The organism is Parabacteroides vesiculifaciens, from assembly GCF_049860805.1.
Taxonomy (GTDB): Bacteria; Bacteroidota; Bacteroidia; order Bacteroidales; family Tannerellaceae; genus Parabacteroides.
Genome location: NZ_CP187555.1, coordinates 670,642 through 692,603, shown reverse-complemented (window position 1 = coordinate 692,603; position 21,962 = coordinate 670,642). Strand labels below are relative to the sequence as shown.

23 protein-coding genes and 2 pseudogenes are annotated in these 21,962 nt (G+C 44.0%); 18 read left to right on the top strand and 7 right to left on the bottom strand.

Features of this window, described 5'->3' with window-relative positions:
* Positions 1–471: 471 nt before the first annotated feature.
* From ACPYIV_RS02800 to mobA, 3 genes and pseudogenes are all read right to left on the bottom strand, one after another.
* Positions 472–1,623: pseudogene (locus ACPYIV_RS02800) on the bottom strand (YWFCY domain-containing protein); the annotation flags it as partial.
* A gap of 19 nt (positions 1,624–1,642) precedes the next feature.
* A complete protein-coding gene (gene mobB / locus ACPYIV_RS02795) occupies positions 1,643–2,881 on the bottom strand; it encodes a conjugal transfer protein MobB (RefSeq protein WP_413645430.1) in 1,239 nt (412 codons plus the stop codon).
* Positions 2,866–3,303, bottom strand: a complete 438-nt coding sequence (mobA, locus tag ACPYIV_RS02790) for a conjugal transfer protein MobA (RefSeq protein WP_235334328.1) — start codon at positions 3,301–3,303, stop codon at positions 2,866–2,868. The genes mobB and mobA overlap by 16 nt, the downstream gene beginning before the upstream one ends.
* A gap of 388 nt (positions 3,304–3,691) precedes the next feature.
* Between mobA and ACPYIV_RS02785 the strand changes: the two genes are divergently transcribed.
* The 18 genes and pseudogenes from ACPYIV_RS02785 to ACPYIV_RS02700 all read left to right on the top strand — a co-directional run bounded on the left by ACPYIV_RS02785 (position 3,692) and on the right by ACPYIV_RS02700 (position 18,040).
* Complete coding sequence (locus ACPYIV_RS02785; RefSeq protein WP_425885426.1) at positions 3,692–4,009, top strand: hypothetical protein; 318 nt, start codon at positions 3,692–3,694, stop codon at positions 4,007–4,009.
* 2 nt (positions 4,010–4,011) lie between these two features.
* Positions 4,012–4,773, top strand: coding sequence for a ParA family protein (locus ACPYIV_RS02780; RefSeq protein ID WP_118440583.1), 762 nt, complete (start codon positions 4,012–4,014; stop codon positions 4,771–4,773).
* Between the two features lie 4 nt (positions 4,774–4,777).
* The gene (locus ACPYIV_RS02775; protein WP_425885424.1) at positions 4,778–5,248 is read left to right on the top strand and encodes a DUF3408 domain-containing protein; all 471 of its coding nucleotides are present in this window, start codon (positions 4,778–4,780) and stop codon (positions 5,246–5,248) included.
* 1 nt (position 5,249) lies between these two features.
* Positions 5,250–5,963: a hypothetical protein gene (locus ACPYIV_RS02770; protein WP_425885422.1), complete on the top strand. Its 714-nt coding sequence runs from the start codon at positions 5,250–5,252 to the stop codon at positions 5,961–5,963.
* A 164-nt stretch (positions 5,964–6,127) separates the two neighbouring features.
* On the top strand, positions 6,128–6,424 hold the full coding sequence (locus ACPYIV_RS02765; protein ID WP_005926215.1) for a DUF4134 domain-containing protein: 297 nt from the start codon (positions 6,128–6,130) through the stop codon (positions 6,422–6,424).
* Positions 6,425–6,435: 11 nt separating this feature from the next.
* Complete coding sequence (locus ACPYIV_RS02760; RefSeq protein WP_008775036.1) at positions 6,436–6,768, top strand: DUF4133 domain-containing protein; 333 nt, start codon at positions 6,436–6,438, stop codon at positions 6,766–6,768.
* Positions 6,765–9,269, top strand: coding sequence for a TraG family conjugative transposon ATPase (locus tag ACPYIV_RS02755; RefSeq protein ID WP_425885418.1), 2,505 nt, complete (start codon positions 6,765–6,767; stop codon positions 9,267–9,269). The genes ACPYIV_RS02760 and ACPYIV_RS02755 overlap by 4 nt, the downstream gene beginning before the upstream one ends.
* Positions 9,270–9,297: 28 nt before the next feature.
* Positions 9,298–9,654, top strand: a complete 357-nt coding sequence (locus ACPYIV_RS02750) for a DUF3876 domain-containing protein (RefSeq protein ID WP_425885416.1) — start codon at positions 9,298–9,300, stop codon at positions 9,652–9,654.
* 4 nt (positions 9,655–9,658) lie between these two features.
* Positions 9,659–9,856 (top strand): annotated as a pseudogene (locus ACPYIV_RS02745) (DUF4141 domain-containing protein); the annotation flags it as partial.
* Positions 9,857–10,494: 638 nt separating this feature from the next.
* Positions 10,495–12,177: a group II intron reverse transcriptase/maturase gene (gene ltrA / locus ACPYIV_RS02740; RefSeq protein ID WP_425885414.1), complete on the top strand. Its 1,683-nt coding sequence runs from the start codon at positions 10,495–10,497 to the stop codon at positions 12,175–12,177.
* Positions 12,161–12,703 carry a conjugal transfer protein TraI gene (locus ACPYIV_RS02735; RefSeq protein WP_117867289.1) on the top strand — a complete coding sequence of 181 codons (543 nt, stop codon included), beginning with the start codon at positions 12,161–12,163 and terminating at the stop codon, positions 12,701–12,703. The genes ltrA and ACPYIV_RS02735 overlap by 17 nt, the downstream gene beginning before the upstream one ends.
* Before the next feature lie 19 nt (positions 12,704–12,722).
* Positions 12,723–13,748, top strand: coding sequence for a conjugative transposon protein TraJ (gene traJ / locus ACPYIV_RS02730; protein ID WP_425885412.1), 1,026 nt, complete (start codon positions 12,723–12,725; stop codon positions 13,746–13,748).
* Positions 13,749–13,760: 12 nt separating this feature from the next.
* Positions 13,761–14,384 (top strand): conjugative transposon protein TraK, encoded by a 624-nt coding sequence (traK, locus tag ACPYIV_RS02725; RefSeq protein ID WP_425885410.1) that lies wholly within the window; start codon positions 13,761–13,763, stop codon positions 14,382–14,384.
* A 3-nt stretch (positions 14,385–14,387) separates the two neighbouring features.
* Positions 14,388–14,693, top strand: coding sequence for a TraL conjugative transposon family protein (locus ACPYIV_RS02720; protein ID WP_425885408.1), 306 nt, complete (start codon positions 14,388–14,390; stop codon positions 14,691–14,693).
* Entirely contained in the window at positions 14,668–16,047 is a 1,380-nt protein-coding gene (gene traM / locus ACPYIV_RS02715; protein ID WP_425885406.1) for a conjugative transposon protein TraM, read from the top strand. Before ACPYIV_RS02720 ends, traM begins: the two co-directional genes overlap by 26 nt.
* Positions 16,048–16,085: 38 nt before the next feature.
* Positions 16,086–16,994 carry a conjugative transposon protein TraN gene (gene traN / locus ACPYIV_RS02710; RefSeq protein ID WP_425885404.1) on the top strand — a complete coding sequence of 303 codons (909 nt, stop codon included), beginning with the start codon at positions 16,086–16,088 and terminating at the stop codon, positions 16,992–16,994.
* Between the two features lie 2 nt (positions 16,995–16,996).
* Positions 16,997–17,575 carry a conjugal transfer protein TraO gene (locus ACPYIV_RS02705; RefSeq protein WP_117867298.1) on the top strand — a complete coding sequence of 193 codons (579 nt, stop codon included), beginning with the start codon at positions 16,997–16,999 and terminating at the stop codon, positions 17,573–17,575.
* Between the two features lie 24 nt (positions 17,576–17,599).
* Positions 17,600–18,040 (top strand): DUF3872 domain-containing protein, encoded by a 441-nt coding sequence (locus ACPYIV_RS02700; protein WP_425885402.1) that lies wholly within the window; start codon positions 17,600–17,602, stop codon positions 18,038–18,040.
* 56 nt (positions 18,041–18,096) lie between these two features.
* On the opposite strand, the gene ACPYIV_RS02695 is transcribed toward ACPYIV_RS02700, so the two are convergent.
* The 4 genes from ACPYIV_RS02695 to ACPYIV_RS02680 form a co-directional block, all read right to left on the bottom strand.
* Positions 18,097–19,815, bottom strand: a complete 1,719-nt coding sequence (locus tag ACPYIV_RS02695; protein WP_425885400.1) for a DUF262 domain-containing protein — start codon at positions 19,813–19,815, stop codon at positions 18,097–18,099.
* A 185-nt stretch (positions 19,816–20,000) separates the two neighbouring features.
* A complete protein-coding gene (locus tag ACPYIV_RS02690) occupies positions 20,001–20,207 on the bottom strand; it encodes a DUF3873 domain-containing protein (RefSeq protein ID WP_425885398.1) in 207 nt (68 codons plus the stop codon).
* A gap of 280 nt (positions 20,208–20,487) precedes the next feature.
* A complete protein-coding gene (locus ACPYIV_RS02685) occupies positions 20,488–21,021 on the bottom strand; it encodes an antirestriction protein ArdA (RefSeq protein ID WP_425885396.1) in 534 nt (177 codons plus the stop codon).
* A 298-nt stretch (positions 21,022–21,319) separates the two neighbouring features.
* On the bottom strand, positions 21,320–21,772 hold the full coding sequence (locus ACPYIV_RS02680) for a JAB domain-containing protein (RefSeq protein ID WP_425885394.1): 453 nt from the start codon (positions 21,770–21,772) through the stop codon (positions 21,320–21,322).
* Positions 21,773–21,962: the final 190 nt, after the last annotated feature.

Sequence of the window (21,962 nt, the reverse complement as noted above, 5' to 3'; positions counted from 1 at the left end):
TTTCCCTTGCTCGGACTACTACGGAAGCTCTGTTGCCATATGGGTTGCCCCACTTAGGCAATCCCCGTTTAGACATATAATAACTATTTGGCATGATAGATTGTCGGATACGACTTTCGTCCTTTACTATGTATGTAGTTGCTCCGTGATAAGTTCTTTTGCCCAAACAACCTACAAGGCGAAGTTGGGTATCACGGCTTGGCGTCTATAACTGTCTTCCGCCAAGGCTTAACCATCGAGCCGCTCGGACTATCGTTTAACCAGTATAGGCTTTATCCTCATATCTATCGTTTCACCTCGCCACCCGGTCAGGACTTGACAATTAGTCCACTTGTGGCTTTACCGACATGCTACACTCCCCATCGTCTTTCGTTGAATGGATAAGTCGGCTGGTGATAGGTAATTATTTCAAAGAACACGTACCTAATAGCTTGCCAAAGCTATATTTATTATATGCCCTTACGGGCGCACCTGTAACTGTTCGACCGCCGAACTCTCCCAAGCATCCACGAATGGAGAAAGGTAGTTTTCCAGTTCGGGATAACTGGTTAAAATAGTGAACGTATCGGCATATTTTTTGTTCAGAAACTCGATAGCGTGCGGGAATGTACAATACTTACCACCCTGATAGGTTTTCAAAAACCAAATGATAGAAGCCAGCAGGATAATCGGGCTTTCTACAAAAAAGTCTCCCTGCTTGGTTATCCAACTGCGATTTAAATTTAACATGATTGTATAACTGGCTTCGTATGCGTCCGATATGTCCGTCATAAACGCCGGATTTATCGGGTTGCATCGGTGGCTTTTACGTGGGTCGTCAAAGTTAATCATGTAGAATTTAGGTTTCACTTTATATCCATCTAAATGACTGATTAAGTGGTTGTAAGCTATCTCTGAAAGGTCAGGAAATTTGTAGTCATAAATATAAACAGCAAAGCCTTTTTCGATTTGCTGTTTGATGTAATTATTGACTATCGCATACGATTTTCCCGAACCGGGCGTACCCAATACCATGCTTGCCCTGAACGGATTTACAACGTTTATCCATCCGTCATTCCATTTCTTTTTGTAGTAGAACCGTGTCGGCAGGTTGATGGAATACTCGTTTTCTATCAAGCGTGTTTCTTGTGCAAAACTTTCATTCTCGGTATTAAACACATCATCCATCAGGTTATTTTTCAGCAAACGTGAAATCCATACTCCGGCAGCCAACAGGGAAAGATACCCGGCGGTCATGGTAAAGATATACAATGCCGTGTTTGCCGCCAGTGGCAGCGGCAGAAACAACAGCCACCAATTCAGGAAAAACAGGATAAAACCGATTGTCAGGAATACATAAATCCTGTTCCATGTGATTTTTTCCTCTTTCACTCCCTTTGTACCTAAACAGGAAAGCGCAAGGAATACCACTGAAAAAAGTTTGGTATATAGGATATTGGAGAACAACCCGGCGGTACGCTGGAAGTTCAGCAGGATTTTATCGATTACTCCGATATTGATACCCCACTCCCGGAACGACTGGTAACAAAACCAGTAAATGTTTATCACTACAAATAAAATGCTGATTGCCCGCATAAAGTCCATGACTTTTGCCAGTCCTCTTAAATCATCTTCGTTCTGCATAATTGAGTTTTTAGGATTACTAAATACGTTTTTGTTTCTTCTTCTTTTTCTTTTTGGGTGGCGGAACTTGGCTGTTATCGGGCGGTGTATCATTCCCGCCGGATAACAGGCTGAACAGTCCCGCAATGGCTTTACCTGTATTTTCAAGGTGTCCGGTCGGGCTATATTCCGGCGTGTGTTCCTGCATTTCCTGTTTGCTGTTTCCCGTCAAAGTACGGGAGCCGGAAAACAGGTTGTTGAACACATTGGCAGAAAAGTCCTTTCCCAACCGTGAACCGTTCAGGACGGTACGGTTTTCATGGTCGATGAATGTTACACCGTATATCCTGCCCGTATCGTTCTGCCGGAAAAGAACATCTATACCTTTCTTTTTCAGTTCTTGTTCCAGTTCCTTACGGTTATAGGTGGATTTCATCACTGCACCAACCGTCCTGCGGGTACGCTCTTTCAGGTTCTTGTCCTGAATGTCCTTTGTGGATTTCTTGATATGTCGCTGTATGGCTTCGTAACCTACCGACTTTCCCAAAGAGGAAGATTTGAACGGGTTTCCCTGCTTTTCTCCTTTGTTATTGGTAGCCGAATAGACAATGCCGTTATAGGGTTTGCCGTTCACTTCCCCTTTCACTTCCTCCGCCTGTACATTATATATAGATAGCAGGGCTTTGTACTCCGTAAAACTTTGAAAGCGGTAACTGCCGACAAGGGCTTTCACCGTATTGGATAACTGGTGCTTTACGTCCCCTGCCCGGTAGTCCACCTTTTTAAGTTCGGGACGTTCGGTTGCCTGTTTCTTCTCTGCTGGATGCAGCCCGTACTTCTGTTCCAGTTCACGGGTGATTTGCTTGCTGCGTACATGCTCGAACTTGTCGTTTATCTTTTTGCCTGTATCATCTATCCGGATGGAAACGATATGTACATGGTGTCTTGCTATATCTTCGTGCTTGTAAACCATATACGGCTGGTTGCCGTACCCCAGCTTGTCCATATACTCTTTGGCAATATCCGCAAGCTGGCTGTCGGAAAGCACATCGTCCGGGTGCGGGTTCAGGGAGATATGGATAATCGGCTTTTCCGTTTTCAGGTCGGCGGGCAGGTGCATATCGAAACATTCCATACATCGCCGGATGCTGAAATTCCCGTCCTCGCTCTCGAACATCCGGTTGCTTAAAAGTACCTTTCCCTGCTCTTCATCGACCTTGTTTTGGTTGTAGGAAAGCGCACCGAACAAGGAACTGCCTACACTTATCTTTGCAACCATCTTGTTTCAAATTCACGGGTCAGTTCAATAATTTGGCGGTTCAGGTCAGCAAGTTCCATCGTTGCCTTTTCCAGTTTATAGAGAAATGCGAGTGCTTTCTTCTCTGAAAAATTGGTATTGAGAGCCTTTACCACCTGATTATAATTCACGGCAATACCCCTGTACTGGGAATATAAAGCGGTCAGCCGGGTATAATATTCTACTGCCGCCTTGTCGATTTTAATCACTTTGAACGGTTCGCCGAAGATACGGGCGGTGATAAAATGCGCTTTAGTGCGCATACCGGACTGGTCGAACAATGCCAAAAAGCGGGCGTGGTCTATCGCATTGAAGCTGATAGAGTACCTGAACACTGCCGGGTCTGCTTTGGGCTTTCGTCCTGCGCCACCCGGACGGGGCACATTTTCATTTTTCTGTTTCATGCTTCTTTTTTTAAAGGGTTACGACTTCGGAGTGACCTGTGTCCCGGCTTCGTCCGGACAAGGCGTTCAAAGCTGCTGAAAGAATTTCAAGCTGCTTAGAACACACCTTGCTATTTGCCAGTGCAAATAAAAATCCGCCTACGGACGGATTGGAGTTAGCGGATATTGGAACGCTCCCGGCGGCGGGGGCTTGGTTAGCCTGACCGATACCTTTCGGTTGCAAAGTAACGGGTATTAAAAATGCTGTGAAATAGCGGGTTATATGACAAATGAGGACAAATGGGGACATTTGAGGACACATCTCGAAACGGGTTATTTTTCTACGTTTATTTGTCCCGGATTTAAGAAAGAAAGCAATATGGATAGATGAAAATATAGCTTGAAAAGCGTGCGGAAAGAAAACGGTTTTGAAAACTTGAAAACAAGATTTCAAGATTGCAATCTTTCAAGAAAACAAGAAAGCAAACCGGATGGAATGATTGAAAGGAAACAGTCATTCAATCGGGAAAGCAAACTGTCTGCAAAGAAAACAAGCTGTCTTTGTGGAATGAATGAAAACAAAGAAGCAAGAAAGAAAACAATCTGTCTTTGCAGAAAGGAAACAATCATTCCGGCTTTCGAGCTTTCAACATGGCACGAAAGAAAACCATCCGTCAATCTGTATGGACGTAATGAAATAAAGATGTATCACAATAATTCAAAATGACAATGAAGAAAGAAACCTTGTATGTAGCTTTCTCTACCCAAAAGGGCGGGGTCGGCAAAACAACATTTACTGTCTTGGTGGCAAGTTACCTGTATTACCTGAAAGGGTATAACGTGGCGGTCGTGGATTGCGATTACCCGCAGCACAGTATCAGTGCCATGCGCAAAAGGGATGCCGAACAGGTGAACGGTGACGATTATTACAAACAGCTTGCTTTCAACCAGTTCAAAGCACTGGGAAAGAAAGCGTACCCTGTCCTTTGCAGTTCACCGGACGAAGCGATAAAAACGGCGGATGAATTTCTTGTGTCTGCCGGGATGGAGTATGATGTAGTCTTTTTCGACCTGCCCGGAACGGTGAACAGTGAGGGCGTTATCAACTCCCTTTCCGGGGTGGATTATATTTTCACCCCCATAGCCGCCGACCGGGTGGTATTGGAAAGCAGCCTTTCCTTTGCAGTGGCTATCCATAAACTGCTGGTTAAGAATGAAGCGTGCCGACTGAAAGGGCTGCACCTGTTTTGGAACATGGTAGATGGACGGGAGAAAACAGACTTGTACACCCTGTATGAGCAGACCATTGGGGAACTGGAACTGCCCCTTATGAAAGTATTTATCCCCGACACCAAAAGATTTAAAAAGGAACTGGACGCACAGCGTAAAACCGTGTTCCGTTCCACGCTGTTCCCGGCGGACAAACGGCTGGTAAAGGGCAGCAACATGGAAGAACTGATAACCGAAATCGCATACCTTATAAAATTGTAACGATATGGCAAAGCTAAGTGGCGGGAAACCGCAAATAGACGAGGATTTTATGAAAGAGATTATTTCACAGGGCTTGCCCGTGAAGAAACAGGAAACACCAATGGTGGCAATACCAACGGAAGTGAAAACTAAAGCGGAAACACCCGACATCCCGGCAAACGTACCTGAACAAGAACCGAAACGGGAAACGGAAACGGCAAAGGATGAAAAGACGGTGAAAGAACCTGCCCGCCGGAAAAAGAATGCTCCGGGTGATTACCGGGAAACCTACTTCATACGGGTGGACTTGACCGACCGCCAGCCGTTGTACGTCAGCCGTACCACCCACGAAAAGTTAATGAAAATAGTAACCGTTATCGGCGGGCGCAAGGCAACCGTGAGCAGCTATGTAGAAAATATCCTGCTCCGGCATTTCGAGCAGTTTCAGGACGAGATAAACGAACTGTACGAAAGCAAATTTGAAAAGCCGTTCTGATATGTTGAAATGGTTTATTATCGGAACGCTCCTGTATTACGCCGTTCTCTTATGGCGATACCGGGATAGCTTGGGAACATGGTTCACGGATAGGAAAAAGCAGCCGGAACAACCGGAAAGCAAAACGACTGTGAAAACCGGAAACGGTGATTCTCTTGTAGGTGCAAGCCGTTACCGGATGGGACAAATGAGGACAAGCGGGGACATCTTAGGACACCTTTCAAAAGGGGTTGATAATGCTTCTATATTTGTCCCGCAAAGCGAGGAAACGGTAACGAAAACGCTTGATAACGAGCTGGCAGATGAAAAAAAAGCCGATACCCCGCAAGCGATTGAAACCGAGTTTGAGATGGAGTTTGAAACAGAAGATGCGGAAGAAACGGACATTTCGCCAGATGAAATTGAAGCGGAAGAAATCGCCTGTTACATGGGTGACGGTGAGCCGGAAATGGCGCAAGGTATCACGCTGGGGGAACTGGGTCAAATGGTACAGGTCATTCAGGTTAAGCAAGCGTCTGACACGGAAGAACGGCAAGCCGTTCAGACCATCTGCCGGACGGAAACAAACCTCTTTCATTCGCTGGTGGAACAGATTAACGGGGGCAGGTCACGGGTGGCGGAACTTTTACAAAAGCATGAGATACCCGTGCCTGCCATCGTCCCGGCTGCCGGAAGTAATGAAATGGCAGACTTTGACATGAACGATTTTCTTTAATGGTAAACTTTAAATAAGTAAGATGATGAAACAAAGAGATTACGGTTAAACAGACCTTTTAGAACATGGGGAACACTCCCCACAACCACAAAAATTCAATTATTAATCACTCCGCCGGGCGGACTATCCAACCGTCCGGCAATTTAAAAATCAATATATTTATAATGAAAAAGAAAGTTCTCTTTTCGGCAGCCGTTCTTTTGGCTGCATCCTCCGCCTTTGCACAGGGTAACGGCATGGCAGGTATTACCGAAGCTACCAATATGGTAACCAGTTATTTCGACCCGGCGACAAAGTTAATTTACGCTATCGGTGCGGTGGTCGGCTTGATTGGCGGCGTGAAAGTGTATGGAAAGTTCAGCAGTGGCGACCCTGACACCAGTAAAACGGCGGCTTCGTGGTTCGGTGCATGTATCTTCCTGATTGTGGCTGCCACCATCCTACGTTCATTCTTCCTCTAAAGAAATGAGCTATGGCAGACTATCCGATTAACAGGGGGATAGGTAAGCCAGTTGAGTTTAAAGGGTTGAAAAGCCAGTATCTTTTCATTTTTGCGGGCGGGCTGTTAGCCCTGTTCGTACTTTTCATCATTATGTACATGGTGGGTATCAACCAGTGGGTGTGCATCATCTTCGGCGTTACTTCGGCAACGCTGCTGGTATGGCTCACATTCCGGTTAAACGAAAAGTACGGGACACACGGGTTGATGAAATTGTCCGCACGCAAAAGCCACCCTTTCCATATTATCAACCGAAAAGCCATATCCCGATTATTCACTAAAAATCAGAAACAAGCATCGAAATGAGAAATATATTAAAAGCTACCACGCTGGAAAACAAGTTTCCACTGTTCACGGTGGAAAACGGGTGCATCGTTTCCAAAGATGCCGACATAACGGTGGCGTTCCGGGTGGAACTGCCCGAACTGTTCACCGTCACGGCAGCCGAATACGAAGCAATACATTCCGCTTGGAACAAGGCGGTAAAGGTGCTGCCCGATTATAGCATCGTACACAAACAGGACTGGTTCATCAAAGAGAACTATGCACCTGACATCCAAAAGGATGATTTGAGTTTCCTTTCCCGTTCCTTTGAACGCCATTTCAATGAACGACCGTTCTTGAACCATACCTGCTATTTGTTCCTGACGAAAACGACAAAGGAACGCAGCCGGATGCAGAGCAATTTTTCCACTCTTTGTCGGGGCTTCCTTGTCCCCAAAGAGATAAAGGATAAGGAAACGGTTACAAAGTTCCTCGAAGCGGTGGGGCAGTTTGAAAGCATTATGAACGATAGCGGTTTCATTACCCTTACCCGTCTGACTTCGGACGAGATAACCGGGACAAGGGAAACGGCGGGTATCGTGGAGAAATACTTTTCACTCTCACAGACCGACACCACCACACTGAAAGATATTTCACTGGGTACTGACGAAATGAAGATTGGCGATGATATTCTTTGCCTGCATACCCTTTCGGATGCGGAAGATATGCCGGGAAAAGTAGGAACAGATACCCGTTATGAAAAGCTATCCACCGACCGGAGCGATTGCCGTTTGTCGTTTGCTTCTCCGGTTGGAGTGCTGCTCTCCTGTAACCATATTTATAACCAGTATATCTTCATTGACGACCATACGGAGAACTTGAAACAGTTTGAAAAGATGGCTCGCAATATGCACTCCCTTTCCAAATACAGCCGTGCCAATCAGATAAACAAGGCTTGGATAGAGGAATATTTGAACGAAGCCCATTCACAGGGGCTTATTTCCGTGCGATGCCATTGCAATATCATGGCGTGGAGTGACGACCGGGACGAATTAAAGCACATTAAAAATGATGTGGGGTCACAGCTCGCACTTATGGAGTGCAAGCCACGCCATAACACTACCGACACGCCGACCCTGTTTTGGGCGGGAATACCCGGTAATCAGGCAGACTTCCCGGCGGAAGAAAGTTTCTACACCTTTATAGAACAGGCTCTTTGCCTGTTCACCGAAGAAACGAACTACAAAAGTTCACTTTCTCCCTTTGGTATCAAGATGGTGGATAGGGTCACAGGAAAGCCGTTGCACATTGATATTTCAGATTTACCCATGAAGCGGGGTATTATTACCAATCGCAACAAGTTTATACTTGGGCCGAGTGGTAGCGGCAAGTCATTTTTTACCAACCACATGGTACGCCAGTATTACGAACAGAATGCACATGTGCTGTTGGTAGATACCGGAAACAGTTACTTAGGTTTGTGTGAAATGATAAATAGGAAAACGCACGGGGAAGATGGAATTTATTTTACCTATACCACCGAAAACCCGATAGCGTTTAATCCTTTCTATGTGGAAGATGGCGTGTTTGATATTGAAAAGAAAGAGAGTATCAAGACGCTTATCCTCACCTTGTGGAAAAGGGACGATGAAGCACCCACACGGGCGGAAGAAGTGGCTTTGTCGAACGCTGTTAGTTCCTATATCGAACTGATTACTAAGGACAGTTCGGTTACTCCCTGCTTCAATACATTCTACGAGTATGTGAAAACCGATTACCGGGAACACCTGCAAGAAAAGAACGTCCGGGAAAAGGATTTTGATATAGATAACTTCCTGAATGTGTTAGAGCCTTACTATAAAGGGGGCGAATACGACTACCTGCTGAACTCCGACAAAGAGCTTGATTTACTACATAAACGCTTCATTGTCTTTGAGTTGGATAATATCAAAGACCACAAAATCCTATTCCCGATTACGACCATTATTATTATGGAAGTTTTTATAAACAAGATGCGTAAATTAAAGGGTATCAGGAAATTAATATTAATTGAAGAAGCGTGGAAAGCGATTGCATCGGCGAATATGGCGGATTACATAAAATACCTTTACAAAACGGTTAGAAAGTATTTCGGCGAAGCGATTGTAGTTACCCAAGAGGTCGAAGATATTATTTCCTCACCCATTGTAAAAGAGAGCATTATAAACAATTCAGACTGTAAGATACTGCTCGACCAAAGGAAGTATCTTAATAAATTCGACAGCATACAGAACCTTTTGGGACTGACCGACAAGGAACGTTCACAGGTGCTTTCCATCAATCTTGCCAACCATCCGAACCGGAAATACAAGGAAGTTTGGATAGGCTTAGGCGGTACACAATCAGCCGTATATGCCACAGAAGTGAGTTTGGAAGAATATTTTACATATACGACCGAAGAAACGGAAAAGATGGAACTTTTCGCCTTGTCTGAAAAGTTGGGCGGCAACCTCGAACTGGCTATCAAACGGCTTGCCGAAAGCAAGCGCAATCCTGAAAAATAATCAATCAACAATTTAAAAATCAATCAGTATGAAACATTTAAAATTTTTGTTTCCGGTGCTGCTATGCACCTTGTTACTGGGGTTTTCTTCCTGTAAGGAAACGAACGCCGACCGTCTTAGGGCGATGCGTGGCGACTGGAAAAGTGTAAAAAATCGTCCGGCATTTACCCTTTTTGAAGAAAACGGGCATTACCGGGTAACGACCTATCGAAAGACCTACCGGGGGACTGTCCAAACGGAAACCTATCAGATTTCAGAACAGGACAGAAACCTGTTCATCGAAACGGGGCTTTCCGTCTTGCTGACCTACGACAAAGAGAACGACCGGATTCTACTTTCACCCGGTGGAGAATACAAACGGAGTAAACAACCAATAAAGAAATAAGCGTATGAGAACAAAGATTATAATGCTGCTCGTAGTATGCAGCCTGTTTGCTGGAAAGGTAAGTGCACAGTGGGTGGTGAGTGACCCCGGTAATTTGGCGCAAGGGATTATCAATGCATCAAAGAACATCGTACAGACATCATCCACCGCACAGAACATGATAAAGAATTTTCAGGAAACGGTAAAGATTTATCAACAAGGTGTGCGACACGTATAGTTGCATAAATGATTGTTTAACAAGCGGCTAACCGTCGGGAACGGTAAGCCAAAGTTTAAACCCACTGTTCCGTCAGTGGTAGCCTACGGGCACGTGCATCACGAGTAATTGTTTTGTACGAAGCTGCTCCGGACAAAGTAACCCACCCTAAAGGGGAAGCCGAAGCCGTAAGGTGGACGCAACGACCGCCAGCATCAGGAGGTTAGGGAGCGAGGCTGAGTGATATGGCTAACGAGAGTGAACTGTTTTTGACGCATCGTAAGGTATGAAACGAGCTAAAGATGCTATAAGGCTTGAACCAAAATGGTAAGCAGCCGGATAACCCCGAACCTTGTGGGGCTACACGGACACTAGAGCTGCCGGTGTATAGACAGAGCCTAAGTCATTCGAAAGTCATTTATGTAAAACGTGGTAAGCCCGTATTTCTCCTATCATTCGATAGGTAAGTGAGCCGCAAGGCAAGCCGAACGGGATGCGGGTATAGGATTGCGGAGAAAGCGAATGCCATTCTGTAATGGGATGGATAGAGGTTTAAACGTCACCTCACGGGAAACCGGGCAGACTTCCGCGTTAGGTAACTCTTTACAAGAAACTTGTTGAACTATAAAAAAGGAGGAAAGCAAATGAACGAGATTAGAACATCGTGTGCGCCTACTGACCAAACAATCAGCAATTGGGAAAGTATCGACTGGAACAAATGCGAGTTAGAGGTTAGAAAGCTGCAAGCACGTATTGTAAAGGCTCAAAAGGAAGGTCGCTACGGCAAGGTGAAAGCCCTGCAATGGCTACTGACCCATTCGTTCGCGGCTAAGGCATTAGCCGTTAAACGGGTGACTTCCAACAAAGGGAAGAACACATCGGGAGTGGACAAGGTTTTATGGTCTACTTCTATCGCTAAGGCGAACGCTATCACAGAGTTGAAAAGGCGGAACTACAATCCCATGCCTTTGAAACGGGTAAATATTCGTAAGAGTAACGGGAAATTGCGCCCGTTAGGGATACCGACGATGAAAGACAGGGCGATGCAGGCATTGTACCTTATGGCATTAGACCCCGTTGCCGAAACCACAGCGGACAACCATTCATACGGTTTCCGTAGGGAAAGATGCACGGGCGACGCCATACATCAGTGCTACATCAACCTGTCCAAAGAGTCATCCCCGCAGTGGATTTTAGAGGGCGACATCAAAGGATGCTTCGACCACATCAACCACGAATGGTTGCTGAACAATATCCCGATGGATAAAGTGATGCTCCGTAAGTGGCTGAAAAGCGGTTTTATTTTCAATAAACAGCTTTTCCCCACCGAGGAAGGTACTCCGCAGGGCGGTATTATCTCGCCGACGCTTGCGAATATGGCACTTGACGGTCTGCAAACAATGCTTGAAGCAAAGTTTCACAGGGTTGATTTGTACAGCCCTAAGAGATCATACTATCCGAAAGTGCATCTTATACGGTATGCCGATGACTTTATAATCACCAGTATAAGTAAGGAGATGCTCGAACAGGAAATCATGCCGATGGTCAAAGAGTTTCTTCAGGCACGGGGGCTTACCCTATCAGAAGAAAAGACGAAGATTACTCACATCGACGAAGGTTTTGATTTTCTTGGATTCAACATTAGGAAGTATAAAGGCAAGTTTCTAATTACGCCGTCAAAGGAGAGCCAAAAGAAATTTCAGCGGAAGATTAACGAGATTTTCAATTCTCACAAAACTATCCCGCAGGAATCGCTTATTAGGCTTCTTAATCCGGTCATTACCGGATGGGCGAATTATTACCAACACGTGGTATCGGGCAAAGTGTTCCAAAAAATGGACTTCCATATCTACCAGAAACTTTTGCAATGGTCGCTCCGACGACATCCAGCGAAAGGGAAATGGTGGGTAGCAGAGAGGTATTTCCATAAGCACAGGGGCAGGTCTTGGGTCTTCGCCGCACCTTTCGACAAGGACGGTAGGCAAGGACTGTACCCGATTAAGTGGCTGACGGATACTAAAATTACCCGCTATGCAAAGCTTAAATGTGATGCAAACCCCTACGACCCGGATTGGACAGAGTATTTTGAAAAACGGGAAACCCGTCTGATGCTCCAGTCTGCAAAAGGTAGGAATACGATAGTTCGTATTTGGAAACGCCAACAGCGAAAATGTCCCTACTGTGGGGAACCCATTACCCGGAATACTCCTTGGCGGGTATCCGAAAAAGTGGTTCACGGTAAAACCGAGCGAATGCTCGTGCATAGCTACTGCGGTAGAAATAATGTTCAACCTTTTAATAATGAAGAATATGAGCCGGTTTCATAACAGAAATTTTGAGTTGCTTGAGCCGTATGATGCGAAAGTATCATGTACGGTTCTTAGGGGGGAAAGGGGTAGCAATACCCCCGACCTACCCGACAAGGAATATTACGATGCCTTAAAATCAGTGCATAACCTTGTCAAAGATGCCCGGAAAGTACAAAAGTCCATCCTGCTTATCGGGGAGATTTCCGATATATACGTGAACAGTTTTCAGAAGATGCTTTCGGATGAAAACTATACACCGGACGAACTTTCGGCGATTGCTTACGGCTATACCCAACTGTTGCAGGAAAGTTCCGATGTACTGGAAGAAATGAAAAGCGTGGTGAACATCAACGGGCTTTCCATGTCGGACAAGGAACGGATGGACGTAATCGACCGGACGTATAACGCCATCAGGAACTATCGGGACTTGGTGAGTTATTATACCCGCAAGAATATTTCCGTTTCCTACCTACGGGCGAAAAAGAAAAAGGACACCGACCGGGTAATGGCTCTTTACGGCTCGGCGGATGAACGTTACTGGTAACCTCTAAAAACAGACAAGTATGTTATTAGCAATCGAATTTGATAACCTGCATCAGATTTTACGAAGTCTGTACACGGACATGATGCCGTTATGCGGGAACATGGCGGGGGTAGCCAAAGGAATAGCGGGACTGGGCGCATTGTTCTATGTGGCTGCCAAAGTATGGCAGTCGCTCGCCAGTGTCGAACCGATAGACGTTTACCCTTTGCTCCGTCCTTTTGTGATTGGCTTCTGTATTATGTTCTTTCCCACATTCGTACTGGGTACGATTAACAGCGTGATGTCGCCAGTAGTCAAGGGCTGTAACAATATGCTCGAAACGCAAACTTTCGATATGAACGCTTACCGGGAACAAAAGGACAAGCTGGAATATGAAGCGATGGTACGCAATCCGGAAACGGCTTATCTTGTTTCGGATGAAGCGTTTGACAAGCAGATAGATGAACTGGGGTGGTCTGCCAAAGACATAGCCACGATGGGCGGCATGTATATGGATAGGGCGGCACATAATATCAAGCAATCCGTCCGGGACTGGTTCAGGGAACTTTTGGAACTGCTCTTTCAGGCGGCAGCCCTTGTGATAGACACTATCCGAACCTTTTTCTTGATTGTCCTTGCCATACTGGGTCCAATAGCCTTTGCCATCAGCGTGTATGATGGCTTTCAGGCGACACTGACCCAATGGATAACAAGGTACATTTCCGTTTACCTGTGGTTGCCCGTTTCCGACCTGTTCAGTTCCATTCTTGCCCGAATACAGGTGCTTATGCTGCAAAAGGATATTCAAGAGCTATCAGACCCCAATTTCATACCGGACAGCAGCAATAGCGTGTACATAATTTTTATGATAATCGGCATTGTCGGTTACTTCACCATCCCCACCGTATCGAACTGGATTATTCAGGCGGGCGGAATGGGTAACATGAGCCGGAATATAAACAGTGCGGCTAACAAAGCGGGTAGCGGTGTCGGTGCGGTAGCCGGGGCAGCAACCGGAAACGCTGGCGGCAGGGTCGGCGGTAAACTAATCAAAAGTAATCAATAAATAAAAATCAAGATGGAATTTAAAAGTTTAAAGAACATTGAAACCAGTTTCAAACAGATACGGCTTTTCGGTATTGTGTTTGTCGTGATGTGTACCCTGATAACAGGTTATGCCGTTTGGAACTCCTACACGTTTGCCGAAGCGCAACGGCAGAAGATTTATGTGCTGGACGGTGGCAAATCGTTGATGCTTGCGCTTTCGCAAGACCTCTCGCAAAACCGTCCGGTTGAAGCAAGGGAACACGTGAAGCGTTTCCACGAACTCTTTTTCACGCTCTCACCCGATAAGAACGCTATCGAAAGCAATATCAAACGGTCGCTGTTCCTTGCCGATAAGAGCGCATTCAACTATTACCGTGACCTCTCGGAAAAAGGGTATTACAACCGTATCATATCGGGCAATATCAGCCAAACAATACGGATAGACAGCGTTTCATGCAATTTCGATGTGTACCCGTATGCGGTGACTACCTATGCCCGGCAAATGATTATCCGTGAAAGCAGCGTGACGGAAAGAAGCCTTGTCACCCGTTGCCGGTTGCTGAACGCTGTGCGCTCGGACAACAACCCGCACGGCTTTATCATGGAAAGTTTCGAGATAACGGAAAACAAGGACTTGAACACCATAAAGCGGTAAACCATGATACGGAAAATACTCTCTCCGGTTAATCAGGCGATTACCCATGTTCAGGACTGGGCGGATGAAAAACTCCGCCGCCTGTGCGGGCGCATGACACCGGAAATAAGGCTGGCGGTAATCCTGCTTATGCTCCTGTTTTTCGGCGGGTTATCCATCTACTTCACGGTATCATCCATTTACCGGATAGGGAAAGAGGATGGCGAAATCCTGCGGATAGAACACATCAGGCAGTTGCAGCTACAAAGTAAAGACAGTACGAACATTTTTAATCAGTCAGACAATGGAAGAGAAAGAAGTGAAGAATGAAGTTCCCGCACCGGAAACGGAAAAGGGAAAAGAATCCGCAAAACAGGAAAAGGAAAAAAAGGAACTGACCCCGCAGCAGATACAGCAACGAAAGAAGATGCTGGTTTACCCGCTTATGGGACTGGTTTTCTTGGGGGCTATGTACCTGATTTTTGCACCGTCCGAAAAGGACGAAGCAACGGTGGAAAGCGTGGGCGGATTTAACGCCGATATACCGCAGCCCAAAGGGGACGGGATAATCAGCGATAAAAAGACCGCCTACGAACAGGAACAGATGGAGAACAAACAGGCGGACAAGATGCGCTCCTTGCAGGATTTTGCCTTTTCGCTCGGAGAGAAAAACGGAAAGGGGGAAGATTTGACTCTGATAGATGATGCTCCGGCAGGAAAGCCGAAAACTGCCGTGATAGATTTCGGGGCGGGTGTGCCGAATAATAAGCGTTCCTCTATCCAGTCTTCGGCGGCAGCTTACCGGGACATGAACCGTCAATTAGGCAGTTTCTACGAAACGCCGAAAGAGGACAAGGAAAAGGAAGAACTGAAACGTAAGGTGGAAGAACTCACTGCCCGGCTCGATGCGAAAGAAAACGGGGCGGGCAGCATGGATGAACAGGTGGCTCTTATGGAAAAGTCCTACGAACTGGCGGCAAAGTATATGAACGGACAAAACGGGCAAAGTTCACAGCCGGGACAGATTGCACAGGCCACACCGTCCACACCCGTTCAGAGTAAAGGAAATGCCACACCTGTGAAATCGGTATCGGACAGAACAGTTTCAGGATTGCAACAGCCCATGAGCAACAGCGAATTTATAGCCGAATACGGCAAGCCACGCAATTACGGGTTTAACACGGCGGTCGGCTGCGGTTATTCGATGGGAAAGAACACTATCCGGGCGTGTATTCATAACGACCAAACACTTACGGACGGGCAGACCGTTAAACTGCGGCTATTAGAACCGTTGCAAGCGGGAAACGTGATTGTCCCGAAAAACAGCCTTGTTTCAGGAAGTGCCAAAGTTCAGGGTGAACGGCTCGACATACTGGTTTCCTCGCTTGAATATGCGGGTAACATTATTCCGGTGGAACTTGCCGTTTACGACAGTGACGGGCAGAAGGGGCTTTCCGTCCCCTCGTCACTGGAACAGGAAGCGGCAAAAGAAGCGATGGCAAATATTGGTGCGGGACTGGGTACGAGCATTTCATTTGCGCAAAGTGCCGGGCAACAGGTCGCAATGGATATTACAAGGGGCTTGATGCAAGGCGGTTCACAATACCTCGCTAAGAAATTCAGAACGGTAAAAGTACACCTGAAAGCGAACTATCAGGTGATGCTTTACGCCAAACAACAATAACTATGTATCAATTATCAACTACAAAAATTTCAATCCAAATGAAAAAGTTAATGATTTTATTCGCTCTTGTTTTGGGCGTGGTTTCAGTGAAAGCACAAAGTAACGATTTGTATCAGGGCATTACTAAAAAGCTGCCTTACCGCCAAATGGTGACACCTTACGGCGTACAGGTGACATTCGCCAAAACGGTACACATCATTTTCCCGTCTGCCGTTAAGTATGTAGACTTAGGCAGTAACTACATTATCGCCGGAAAAGCGGATGGGGCGGAAAATGTTGTCAGGGTCAAGGCTACGACAGAGGGCTTTCCCGGTGAAACCAATTTTTCCGTTATCTGTGAGGATGGCAGCTTTTATTCTTTCAATACGAAATACGCACACGAACCGGAAATGCTGAACATCGAAATGAAAGATTTCTTGGAGAATGAGGACACGACAGATTTCAGCCATACCCGGATGAACATCTATTTCCGTGAACTGGGTAACGAAAGCCCGCTTTTGGTAAAGCTGATTATGCAGTCCATCTACAAGAACAATGACCGGGAAATAAAACATCTGGGATGCAAGCGTTTCGGGGTGCAGTTCTTGGTAAAGGGCATTTATTCGCATAACGGACTGTTCTACTTCCACACACAAATAAGGAACAGTTCAAACGTACCGTTTGATACCGATTTTATCCGTTTCAAGATTGTGGATAAGAAAGTAGCCAAAAGAACGGCTATTCAGGAAACGGTCATTGACCCGGTGCGGAGCTATAACGAGATACTGGTTATCGGTGGTAAAAGTACTGTCCGCACCGTGTACACCGTTCCACAGTTCACTATCCCTGACGATAAGATATTAGTCATTGAACTGGTGGAAAAGAACGGGGGCAGACACCAAACTATCCGGGTGGAAAATTCGGATATAGTGGCAGCCAAAGTGATTAACGAACTTAAAATCAAATGAACATGAAAAGGATATGCTGTATGATGTTCCTTTTTGTGCTGTGCCTGACTTTTAACCAGGCACACGCACAAAGATGTCTGCCGGGAATGAAAGGTTTGCAGGTTACGGGCGGCATGGCGGACGGTGTTCACTGGAACAGTAAAAGTGATTTTGCCTATTACTTCGGGGCGGCTCTCTCTACCTATACCAAAAATGGGAACAGGTGGGTTATCGGCGGGGAATACCTCGAAAAGCATTACCCCTATAAGGATTTGCAGATACCCGTGAGCCAGTTCACAGGTGAGGGCGGTTACTATATGAACTTCCTTTCCGACCGGAAGAAAACCTTTTTCCTCTCGCTGGGATTGTCTGCCCTTGCCGGGTACGAAACAAGTAACTGGGGTGACAAGCTGCTGCCCGATGGCTCGACCCTAACCGATAAGGACGGTTTTGTCTATGGCGGTGCGCTGACGCTGGAACTGGAAAGTTATATTACCGACCGGGTGGTGTTCCTGATTAACGCACGGGAAAGATGCCTGTTCGGTTCTTCCGTTGGAAAGTTCCATACACAGTTCGGTATCGGTCTAAAGATAATCATGTGATAAACTAACCCATTATATATTATAATGTATATGAGAAAGATTTTAAGCCGTATTTTGATGGGCTGCTATGTAATGGCCGCCATCTTATTTGTGGGTGCGTGTAATGACGATGTGGATATACAGCAGTCTTACCCGTTCAGTATCGAAACGATGCCTGTTCCGAAGAAATTAAAGGTGGGTGAAACCGCCGAAATCAGGTGTCAGCTTCACCGGGACGGGCGGTATGAGGAAACAAAGTATTTCATCCGCTATTTCCAGCCGGACGGGGCGGGAACGCTGAAAATGTCCGATGGGACGGTTCTACTGCCGAATGACCTGTACCCGCTTCCGGGCGAAACATTCCGGCTTTACTATACCTCTGCATCAACCGACCAACAGACGGTAGATGTGTATTTTCAGGATAGCTTCGGGCAATTGGAACAACTTACGTTTTCATTTAACAATGATAATGAAACTAAAGAATAGTAATATATAAAAAGAATCCCTTTAATCCAAAGTTAAAGGGATTCTTTTTATATTTATCATATTGTAAGATTCTCCAAAAAATTAGATAACAATTTCTTTCTACCATTTATAAATTCAATAAATGAATCAAAATCATATGAAGCAATAATGGGTATAGAATGCCTTTTTTTAAAGTTATCATCCCTTGTTTTAATCCATTCATTAAATGGCTTAGCACTTTTCTCTTTATTTTCTGTTTCGTCCAATAACTGTAGATTTAATATTGTATTATAATAGGTTTGATATAATTTTATCTTATCACTATTATACCCCCTTTTTCTCAACTTAGCTTCTGTAAATTCTGATTTTGGGAAAATATGGTCTTCGCTAAATCTACAATCTTTCCAATCTCTGTTTGGATAAAATAGAGATAATATCAAATAACTATATTTAGTTCCATAGCTATATCTCAATATATTATCAATTTCATCTTTACTAAAAGATGAAATTACATTGAGTTTCTGATTAATTTCTGAGCATGGAAAATTCTCACTGTTAGTTTGATTTAGAATAATATCTTGAATAGATTTTAAAGTATTATCAGTAGAACTTCCAAACATATTTTTCAACAAAGCAATAGCAACCCATCTTTGTATTCTAAGTTGATTCTTTATATCTTCTGCATTAGTTGAATTGACATAATTACTTTTATTTACTTTCTTCAAATATAATGCAATTGGGAGTAAAACTAATTTAGCTACAAGATTTTTATCATTAAAACCGAATTTATTAATTAATTTTACAGAGTCACTTATGGAAGTTTGAATATTTGTCCAATTTTCCTCTATTAGTTCCAAATTACTCTGTGTAAAATTACCAACTTTGTATTGAATTGGAAGATGGTCTGTCAAATATAAACAACCCTTTAATACAAAGTCCTTCCCAAATGAATATCCGTTACCTATTGAATTTATTTCATCGGTAAAAGAATATATTTCCTTTCGTGCATTCAAATTCCTCCATTTTGCTGTTGCTGTCGATAAAAGGATATCACTATATTCCAGTTTTACACCTCCAGTATTTGTTCTTATAAAAATTTCAACTACCTTGTCATATTCTTGAGATTTTTCTTCATATATATTGATAAATTTCTCTGTGAACAATCTTGAATGTAACTCTTCTATTAGTTCAACCGCATTTTCTTTAAAAGAACTATCTACACTAATATTTGATAGTTTCTCCCGAATATCCTTTCTTGCTGCACTTGCTGTATTAAAATCTAAAATATTGCTGACTAAATACCAATATTGTGGAGTGGAGTCATTAGCATTGATGGAATCATTCTCTCTAAATTGAAACTGATATGTAAGTTCTTCAGGATTATCGTCATTAGTAGGTTTCTTAAATAAGTTAAGGTATAGTCTTGTCTTACGCCATCTGTAATAGAAGAAGCTATATGAGCCTTTTAGTCCTATCAATAATGAAGTAAGCCTCTGTTGTCCATCCAATACTAAATAAATATCTTGATTCACGCCTGACAAATTAGCTTCTTCATTGTGTGGGTCTGTTTTATCAAAATCAGTTACAAACTGGTAAGCAACCCAATCTTTTTTCTTCTCCTCTCTTATTTTCCAAAACAAAAAAGAGCTAATCGGATATCCACACATTATTGAATCAAATAGTTTCTCTATACTATATGTATTCCATACATACTCTCTTTGTATTGCAGGTAAGAAAGTATTTCTATTTACATAATCGATAATTGTTTCACTTATAGTTTTAGATGTATAACTCATGTTTCTAGGTATTAATTAATATTATATGCAAATATACATAGATTAGAAATACAGCAACCACTTGAAGACATCTTTTTCTCATATATGGGTGGGAAGATTATAAAAAGGGGCTTTACTACTTTCTTTTCCATTCGAGTTCATGAAAGAAAGTAGTCCGACAAAATTTCTCCCGCCGGATTTCCTTTTTACTTTTGAGTTTTCAGCCATTCGTCCCGCTGCCTACGACATTCTTCAAGCGTTTTAGCCAGTGTAGAAAACAGATTGTCGTTAAAATGGCGATAATCATACTGGAAATAAATCTGTCCCCTGAATGCGCCTAAACAGCATTTGACATATTTTTCTTCTCCCGGTGTTTGGGTAATGCTTACCCCGTTTTTGTTTAAAGTTTCCATATTGTTATAATTTATAATGAGTTATCAAATAATCAGAAGTGAGAGCAGGACAATGAAAATAAAAGCCATGCAGAACAGGTAAACGGCAGAGATAAACAACCGGAGAACGAACCGGAGAATAAAAAAGCCTATGATTAGGGCTATCCACATTCCGGCGGTGCTGGTGGCTGCCTGATAGATGATAAAAGCAAGTATTACCCACCTTAATAAAGTTGTTATCTTATTATATACTTTCATTGTCTTGGTGTGTTGCGGGTGGATTGCTCCACCCGGTTAGTAATCAGGCGCAACGGAAAACAAAACCGTTATCCATCCAGTAATCAGTCATAAACAGGTCACGGGCAAAAGCCGAATAATCAAAGTAGGTCTTTGCGAACTCCGGCAGGTCGTAACATTCCTCTACGATTTCATAGGCGTAATCTTCCTCGTCCTTATATTCTCCCTGATAATCATCTTCAAAAGAAGAAACAAGGTCGTCTGCATCCTCTTCGCTTATATCGCTGTTGTGATGGTCGCACCATACGAAAAATGCTTCCTGCTCGGTTTCGCTTAGTTTTTCGATGGCATCCCGTAGCTCAAAGAACTTATCAGAAAGCCAACTTTCGGAAATCAGGTCTTCGGGTATGTTCTCGATGTCCTGAAACATAAATTCCGGGTCTTGCTCGTCCTCGTGGAGTTCCCGGCACGCTTCCAAAAACTCATCCTTGTCCGAATAGTCGGAAAGGTCTAACCACTTGCCGAAAAGTGAACCACTGTTATACTTGTTGTAAGTACCTACATAAACTCTTGCTTCTGATAATGTTACTGCTTCCATGACTTTTGAATTTTAATCGTTAACATCGCTTGTCGCCCACCACATAAATTTTTCCTTTAACTGAATGGGAACATTGTCTTTTCAAAGGTTCGGGAATGGTACAGGGCAAATTATTATTTATGAAATACTACCCGCAGGTGTGGAGATTTCTAAAAAATAATTTGAACAGTAACAGGCACGGATATACCTTTGACAATGTTCCAATCAGTTTTAGGGAAAATTTTTCTCTTGTTTGAGAGGATAGAAGTAAAAGCCATCAGGCTTTTTGTATTGGGTAATGAGAGAGTAAAAAAAGGGCTTATAAAAGCCCCTCGTCTGTGAAACTGTAATAGCTTTCTTCTGTCAGGATGATATGGTCTAACAAGTGTAAATCCAAGACCTTGCAGGCTTCTTTTATTTTTGAGGTAATTTGTTTGTCCGGCTCACTCGGACGTAGGTTGCCCGATGGGTGGTTATGTGAGAGGATTATGCCCGAAGCATGGACTTTCAAGGCGGTTTGCAAGATGATTTTCACGTCCATTACAGTTTCAGCCATGCCGCCTTTAGAGATAAGGGAAACACCTAAAGCCTTGTTAGCACGGTTGAGGAACATTACATAACTTTCTTCGTGGTGTTCCATACATTCGATATAGAACGGTTTCAGGTAAGAGTAGGACGTTTCGGATGAGAGTATTTTCACCCTTTCGGATGCTTTTACATTGTCCTTATAAGAGATAGTGATTTCCGGCATGGTAAATTCTGTTGTTTTCATGACTACTGAATTTTAAATTAAACAATAAGAAATTTTGCCGGACATCCACAGTTTGGCGGGGACTTCAACCATATCTTTTCAAAAAATACGACCCGTAGGTGTGGAGATTTTTTAGAAAACCGGAACGGCTCCGATTTGGTATTTGTCCCCACCGGGCTGTAACTTTGCTAAAATTTGTGATTGAGATACA